We start from the raw sequence: 7,376 nt of genomic DNA, 5'->3' as shown, positions 1-7,376 counted from the left end.
TCACAGGAGTAAGGTTTCATTCTACAGGCACTTAGACGTTGATATACTCCATCATCCCATACTGTATTGCACTCAAGCAGGAACTGCTATATTGTCATGCGGGAACCAGTACCAGATAAGGTAGCTCAAAAATTTTTAAAGCATTTTCTAGAGGTTTTTTCAGCAGGACAATCGATATATGCTGCGGTTCGTACTGCCAGACAAAGGCTTAAAGGAATAGAAAAGGAATATCCAGGTGCAAGTTGGTTGCCAGTAATTAGCGAACATCATGCTGTAGTGCCAATGACTTGGGCAAAGCCGCGAATTCCCAACATTCGCCGCCTTGGAACCTTGCTACTGTTGAGCTTGCTGATAACTGTTAGTGTACTGGGAGTAAGACATCAAGGAGGATTGCAAACATGGGAGTTGCTCTTATATGACAAATTTATGCGATCGCGTCCACAGGAAAAGCAAGATTCGCGCCTATTGATCGTCACTGTAACTGAAGACGATCTTGACCTCCCAGAGCAGAAGCAAAGAAGTGGCTCACTGTCAAATCTTGCACTGGCGCGACTGTTAGATAAACTTGCACAGTACCAAGCCGGAACCATTGGCTTGGATATTTATCGTCCTGAACCAGTACAACCCAATGAGGCTTCTTTAACCACTCGTTGGAAAACTGATGACAATTTCTTTGCTATTTGCAAAGTTAGCGATCGCACCCAAAACTATCCCGGAGTTTCACCTCCAAAAGGAGTTCCACCAGAACGCCAAGGATTTAGTGATATTGTTCCAGACTCAGACAATGTTTTGCGTCGTCATTTATTAGCAATGCAGCCAGCTAACCCAACATCTCCTTGTACTGCACGCTATGCCCTTAATGCCCAACTGGCATTTCACTATTTGGAGAAAAAAAAAGGGATTTTTGTGAAATACACTCCCCAAGGAGATTTGCAGCTAGGTAACATCGTTTTCAAACGGTTGCGATCGCGAAATGGCTCCAAAACAGAATCGCAAATGGGCAGCTATCAAAAAGTGGATATCGGGGGCTATCAAATATTGCTTAATTACCGCTCTTTCCAAGGTTCACCTTTAGAAATTGCCCCTCAAGTCACACTCACAGATGTTCTTAGAGGAAAGGTCAACCCCGAACAAGTCAAAGACCGAATTGTTCTCATTGGTACTACTGCCCAAAGCTTCCGTGATTATAGTCCCACCCCCTACATGACCGAACAGGGTTTTTCTCAGGAAGTACCAGGAGTAATTCTGCAAGCACAAATGGTGAGTCAGTTGGTGAGTGCTGCGCTCGATGGCCGACCTTTGATATCAGTTATGCCTGTTTGGGTTGAAGTGTTATGGATTTGGAGTTGGTCTGTGGTTGGAGGTGCGATTGGCTACGCTGTGTTGCAGTCAATCACTTGGCGCTATCGTTCGAGACTATATCTATTAGTTACGGCAGCAGGCGTACTTGGAGGCTTATACATTCTTTGCTTAATTCTCTTTTATCAAGGCATTTGGGTTCCCCTAGTTCCGTCAACCTTAGTTTTAGTGCTTACTGGTAGCACAGTAGTGATTTACCTATCTACACAACAAGGTCAGCGACAACTGATTTCTACAACTTGAGGTATAAAATAAATGAAATTGTTTGTGCAAAAGATTCAACTTTTCCTCGCCATTAATTTATTACTTCTTAGCTGTATGCAAGTGCAGGCACAGCCTGAAAACCCCAAAGGACAATTAAATCAATCACTGATTTTCGCTGCGCCGCCTCCACCACCAGACATTGGGGAACCAGGTAAGCGAGGGGAAGCAGGTAGTCGTGGCTGTAGTCAGGATACAAGTAAGCGCATGACTTCTTCTCAAAAGCGGCTCACAGCTTTAGTACCTATTTATTCAAACTCAGAATTGGTGTTTGGAACAACGATCGCAGAGCATCCTAGTTTCTTATTTTATGTTCCTTATGCATCCGACTTTGCATTTGGAGAGTTTGTGCTAGAAGATGAAGCAGAAAATCAGACTACTTATAAAACTTCTTTAACGGGGACACCTGGAGTAGTTAGCTTTCGTTTGCCCTCAAAAGCAGCACCTTTAGAAACAGGTAAGCGGTATCGTTGGTATTTCAACATTTACTGTCAAAAGGATAACCAAATTATTGCTAATGTTGAAGGCTATGTAAAACGGGAGCAACTAAAGCCTGCTTTAAAAACTCAATTAGAAAAAGCAACATCACGCCAGCAAGTAAACCTTTATGCAGCTAATGGTATTTGGTATGAAGCGCTGAGTGCTGCTAGTGAATTGCGTCGCCCCAATTCGGAAGATACTTCTTGGACGGCGCTGTTGCAAGCTGTTGGTTTGAATGATTTTGCAACTGAACCAAAGGTGGAGTGCTGCAATTTAGAGAGTGAGTAAGGTAAGCTCATTTATGCAGGTCGATGCAATGGGATTGTAAGGTGATGCGATCGTATTTTCAATGGATACAATGCCATTGCAGGTCAAAACAATCGCATTGTCAGTCGATACAATGCCATTGCAAGTCAAAACAATCGCATTGTTAGTCGATACAATGCCATTGCAGGTCAAAACAATCGCATTGTCAGTCGATATAATGCCATTGCAAGTCAAAACAATCGCATTGTCAGTCGATACAATGCCATTGCAAGTCAAAACAATCGCATTGTTAGTCGATACAATGCCATTGCAGGTCGAAACAATCGCATTGTTAGTCGATACAATGCCATTGCAGCTCAATGAAAAAAAACCAGATTGTAATCTGACTTTCTTAAATTACGAATTACGAACTTGTACTGAGCGTAGCCGAAGTATTACGAATTGCTCTGCAAGATGCAGGCTTCAACCAAGGACTATGGGGCGTAGTGGTGGGAAGATTTGCTGTCAGAACGACTTCCCCTTTTTCGTTTAGCGCCAAACCAGTTGCTTCTATGATGCGTTCTGGTGCGGGAGTAGTTATTTTGCTGGGAACAAAAGAGCTACTGCGCTTATCACTGTTTGGATTGAGACTCACCAAATCTACTTTCACTGCATCAGCGTTAAGAGTTTCACCTGGATTAGGAGGCAAGCCACCGCGTCCAGTGATTGTAAAACTGCTTTTAGCTAAATTTCCACCAGCTTGACAAGTCTGTGATACCTCGGTATCAACTGGTACAGTTGGCAAGTTGACTAAGCCACTATTAGGGTCAATATCCGGCGTGTTAAGTTCTACAGTGCCACTTACACCAAAATCAGAACTAGCGGTGATATCTGAAAGAGAAGTTGGATTAGAGCGGGGTTGAATGCCATAGATCCCAAAGGCTTGAATATCTACTCTCCCACCACTGCCTGTGTAAGCATTAGCAGTGATGTCGCTATTTTCGCTTGGGACGGCAACGATGAAGCCCGACGGGGCATTGATGGTGATGTTACCACCATTACCACCAGCTAGTGCTGTGCCTGCGGTGGTAGAGATTTGAGCGCCACGACGCAGAAGCAGTAAATCAGTTTGTAAGTTGATGTTGCCACCGTTACCCAATGCAGATTGGGCGTTGAGTGTGCCACTGTTGTCTAAGGTAACTCTAGGTGAGGTGACGATAATATCCCCAGCAGTACCCGTCGGACTTTGGGAGTCAACAAATAAGCCACTGTTAAAGTTTGAACTCTTACCAGAAATAGTGACATTAGCAGCAGCATTAACTTTAATTGTGCCTGCATTACCAAGTCCTGAAGTTGAGGCTTGAAGTAGAGCGCCATCACTTAGAGAGAATGAACCAGAATCGATAGTAATATTACCCCCATTGCCAACTGTCCCCGTTTCTACCCGACTGAAAATCGCACTCTTCAAATCGTTTTTCTCTCCAGCAATATTAACTGACCGAGTAACATTAATATTGACATTCCCCGCATCCCCCAGTCCTGCTGGCGCTGTTGCAGATGCTTCACTAGTAGCGGTTTGCAGTTGAGCGCCATCAATTAGTGATAGGGTTGCAGCTGAGATATCGATATTGCCACCTTTACCTACACCCCCTGATGATACCGTGCTGAAGATGTCAGCATCTGCTAGAGTTACAGCATTTTTGGCACTCACTGTCACATTCCCTGCATTACCAAGTCCTGAAGTTGAGGCTTGAAGTTGAGCGCCATCACTTAGAGAGAATGAACCAGAATCGATAGTAATATTACCCCCATTGCCAACTGTCCCCGTTTCTACCCGACTGAAAATCGCACTCTTCAAATCGTTTTTCTCTCCAGCAATATTAACTGACCGAGTAACATTAATATTGACATTCCCCGCATCCCCCAGTCCTGCTGGCGCTGTTGCAGATGCTTCACTAGTAGCGGTTTGCAGTTGAGCGCCATCAATTAGTGATAGGGTTGCAGCTGAGATATCGATATTGCCACCTTTACCTACACCCCCTGATGATACCGTGCTGAAGATGTCAGCATCTGCTAGAGTTACAGCATTTTTGGCACTCACTGTCACATTCCCTGCATTACCAAGTCCTGAAGTTGAGGCTTGAAGTTGAGCGCCATCACTTAGAGAGAATGAACCAGAATCGATAGTAATATTACCCCCATTGCCAACTGTCCCCGTTTCTACCCGACTGAAAATCGCACTCTTCAAATCGTTTTTCTCTCCAGCAATATTAACTGACCGAGTAACATTAATATTGACATTCCCCGCATCCCCCAGTCCTGCTGGCGCTGTTGCAGATGCTTCACTAGTAGCGGTTTGCAGTTGAGCGCCATCAATTAGTGATAGGGTTGCAGCTGAGATATCGATATTGCCACCTTTACCTACACCCCCTGATGATACCGTGCTGAAGATGTCAGCATCTGCTAGAGTTACAGCATTTTTGGCACTCACTGTCACATTCCCTGCATTACCAAGTCCTGAAGTTGAGGCTTGAAGTTGAGCGCCATCACTTAGAGAGAATGAACCAGAATCGATAGTAATGTTACCCCCATTGCCAACTGTCCCCGTTTCCACCTGACTGAAAATCGCACTAACAAAACCGTTATTCTCTCCAGCAATATTAACTGACCCAGTAACATTTACATTGACATTCCCGGCATTACCAAGTCCTGAAGTTGAGGCAGTAAGTTGAGCGCCATCAATTAGTGATAGAGTTGCAGCTGAGATATCGATATTGCCACCTTTACCTACACCCCCTGATGATACCGTGCTGAAGATGTCAGCATCTGCTAGAGTTACAGCATTTTTGGCACTCACTGTCACATTCCCTGCATTACCAAGTCCTGAAGTTGAGGCTTGAAGTTGAGCGCCATCACTTAGAGAGAATGAACCAGAATCGATAGTAATGTTACCCCCATTGCCAACTGTCCCCGTTTCTACCCGACTGAAAATCGCACTCTTCAAACCGTTTTTCTCTCCAGCAATATTAACTGACTCAGTAACATTAACATTGACATTCCCTGCATCCCCCCGTCCTGCTGGCGCTGTTGCAGATGCTTCACTAGTAGCGGTTTGCAGTTGAGCGCCATCAATTAGTGATAGGGTTGCAGCTGAGATATCGATATTGCCACCTTTACCTACACCCCCTGATGATACCGTGCTGAAGATGTCAGCATCTGCTAGAGTTACAGCATTTTTGGCACTCACTGTCACATTCCCTGCATTACCAAGTCCTGAAGTTGAGGCTTGAAGTTGAGCGCCATCACTTAGAGAGAATGAACCAGAATCGATAGTAATGTTACCTCCATTGCCAACTGTCCCTGTTTCTACCCGACTGAAAATCGTACTCTTCAAACCGTTTTTCTCTCCAGCAATATTAACTGACCCAGTAACATTAACATTGACATTCCCTGCATTGCCTTGTCCAAGGGTTGAGGCTTCAAGTTGAGCGCCAATTAGTGATAGGGTTGCAGCTGAGATATCAATATTGCCACCTTTACCTACACCCCCAGATTCCACCGTGCTGAAGATGCTAGCATCTGCTAGAATTACAGCATTTTTGGCACTCACTGTCACATTCCCTGCATTGCCAAGTCCTGAAGTTGAGGCTTGAAGTTGAGCGCCATCAATTAGTGATAGGGTTGCAGCTGAGATATCAATATTGCCACCTTTACCTACACCCCCAGATTCCACCGTACTGAAGATGTAAGCATCTGCAAGAGAAACAGCATCTCGTGTCCGCACTATCACATTCCCTGCATTGCCTTGTCCGAAAGTTGAGGCAGTAAGTAGAGCGCCATCACTTAAAGAGAATGAACCAGAATCGATAGTAATATTACCCCCATTGCCAAGTGACCCCAAATCTACAAGATTACGAACATTACTCCCGCCAGCAACTTTGATTGACCCGGTAGCATTCAGCGTTATATCTCCTCCAATTGTTTCAGGTGTCCCCAAACCTTGCCCAATACCACCGCTTAAAATACTTTCTTCTAAAATATCTAGATTCCTAGCATTCACTGCAATATTACCGTCACCAGTGCCTTCTACATATATCGCAGCTTGATTAGTAAGGGATACCGAAGTTTTCGCAACATTCTCAGGAAATTTCAAACTGAGATTATCACCATCTACACTCAGCGCTACACTACCAGGTTCGCCTAATCCTCCTAATTCAACTCGTCCACCATAAGCATTTAATTCTCCCCCATCCATGCTGACATTTCCACCTACCAACAGTAAACTTTTTCCATCTGGTACTCGTAAACCAAATGCATCAAAGCCTGCTGGATCTGTTCCGGCAAATGCAATTGAGTTATTTTGAACCGCTGCGTTTTGATTAATCTGATTAAATAGCAATGCTGAAGGATTAATAGTCAACAACGGTGAAGGGATATTTTTCTCAGTCGCGCTAAAAAATCCTCGATTTCCAAATTGCAGTGCATTCGCTGTAGTCGCCACAAAGGAACCACCAACATTTAATTGAGCATTCTCACCAAATACAATTCCATTAGGATTTATCAAAAATAAATTAGCTGTGCCATTAGCGTAAATTAAGCCATCAATCTTAGAGACTGATCCACCCGTTACCCGACTGATAATATTTTGAATATCCACTCTATTATTAAACAAAGCAGCACCGTTAGTCGGTACAGAAAATTCCCGAAAGCTATGGAACAAGTTCCCACCTACTTGGGTTCCTCCTTCAATGATGCTGTTGTTCCCTTGTAATTTGACACTAGAGTTATTAGGCAAAGTGCTATCGGGGATAATTTGGGCAAAAGCGCAATTTGTATTCCAAATACTTGAACCACATATTGCAATTCCTAAAAACCAGCCCCAACGAATACTTATCTTGGACATTGCACCCCTCCAAGCAAACAGCAGTTGCTAAACTTTTGGTTATGTCACACCACTAATGTCGGTTTAGGGTGGTTACAGTCACCTCTGGATAATTCTCTGTTGCGATCGCCTTAGTTTTACGCAAAAC

4 protein-coding genes are annotated in these 7,376 nt (G+C 44.1%); 3 read left to right on the top strand and 1 reads right to left on the bottom strand.

The genetic code is table 11. The features are described from left to right. The first annotated feature begins 96 nt into the window (after positions 1-96). The 3 genes from V7K89_RS31410 to V7K89_RS36205 are packed head-to-tail and all read left to right on the top strand — an operon-like array spanning position 97 to position 2,730. Positions 97-1,602 carry a CHASE2 domain-containing protein gene (locus V7K89_RS31410; RefSeq protein WP_335194359.1) on the top strand — a complete coding sequence of 502 codons (1,506 nt, stop codon included), beginning with the start codon at positions 97-99 and terminating at the stop codon, positions 1,600-1,602. A gap of 12 nt (positions 1,603-1,614) precedes the next feature. Continuing rightward, entirely contained in the window at positions 1,615-2,388 is a 774-nt protein-coding gene (locus V7K89_RS31405; RefSeq protein WP_335194357.1) for a DUF928 domain-containing protein, read from the top strand. 54 nt (positions 2,389-2,442) lie between these two features. After that, positions 2,443-2,730, top strand: a complete 288-nt coding sequence (locus V7K89_RS36205) for a hypothetical protein (RefSeq protein WP_442941815.1) — start codon at positions 2,443-2,445, stop codon at positions 2,728-2,730. Positions 2,731-2,770: 40 nt separating this feature from the next. Here the strand turns inward: V7K89_RS36205 and V7K89_RS31400 are convergent, their stop codons facing one another. Then, the gene (locus V7K89_RS31400; protein ID WP_335194355.1) at positions 2,771-7,249 is read right to left on the bottom strand and encodes a two-partner secretion domain-containing protein; all 4,479 of its coding nucleotides are present in this window, start codon (positions 7,247-7,249) and stop codon (positions 2,771-2,773) included. Between the last annotated feature and the right edge of the window lie 127 nt (positions 7,250-7,376).

The sequence above is a fragment of the Nostoc sp. genome (assembly GCF_036917515.1).
GTDB lineage: Bacteria > Cyanobacteriota > Cyanobacteriia > Cyanobacteriales > Nostocaceae > Nostoc.
Note: the sequence above shows the minus strand (reverse complement) of the source record. Positions and strands in the feature narration are given on the sequence as shown.